Origin of the sequence: Roseburia inulinivorans DSM 16841, from assembly GCF_000174195.1 — a bacterium.
Classification (GTDB): domain Bacteria; phylum Bacillota; class Clostridia; order Lachnospirales; family Lachnospiraceae; genus Roseburia; species Roseburia inulinivorans.
Window position 1 is genome coordinate 1 of the sequence record NZ_ACFY01000035.1, and the last position, 546, is coordinate 546.

The window sequence follows — 546 nt, forward strand, 5'->3', positions numbered from 1 at the left end:
GATTTCCACGAATGATGCACTTGGAGCGAACTTTAAAAATATCGGTATGCTTATGAATACGAAAAATGTGTATTTTGTTCCGTTTGGGCAGGATAACTGTAAGAGCAAGCCAAATTCCCTGGTCGCCAAAATGGAATTGCTGCCGGAGACCATTGAGTATGCTTTGAATGGCAAACAGATTCAGCCGGTCATTCAGAATCCGGATTAAACCGGAGTTTAACGGACGTAGTGTCGCAGATTCTGCGGTGCTTTTATAGAGCTTGAAGGGCAGATATAAGTGTCCTCTCACAAGTCGTGATTTTATAGGTTTATGAAAAGAAAAACGGTACAGACGAAATATGATGTTCCTGTTCGCCGGGCATTTCGCTGGGCTTCTGAACAACAATCATGTTCAGTTGAAGCTTCCATGATTGTTAGAATCCCAGCTCCATGGCTCACGAAGGAAATCATATTTGTCTGTACCGTTTTTCTTTCATTTACGCTGTGGATGACTTGTGAGAGGACGCTTATATTTGCCCAATTTACGCTGTGAATTGCACCACAAAA

Annotated in this window: 1 protein-coding gene and 1 pseudogene; one reads left to right on the forward strand and one right to left on the reverse strand. The window is 42.3% G+C overall.

Translation table 11 applies throughout. The annotated features are described in order from the left end of the window. A pseudogene (spoVFB, locus tag ROSEINA2194_RS03475) lies at window positions 1-208 on the forward strand (dipicolinate synthase subunit B); the annotation flags it as partial. Window positions 209-300: 92 nt separating this feature from the next. Here spoVFB and ROSEINA2194_RS21465 read toward each other — a convergent pair. Next, the coding region (locus tag ROSEINA2194_RS21465; RefSeq protein WP_217284409.1) for a hypothetical protein at window positions 301-546 on the reverse strand (246 nt) is incomplete at its 5' end.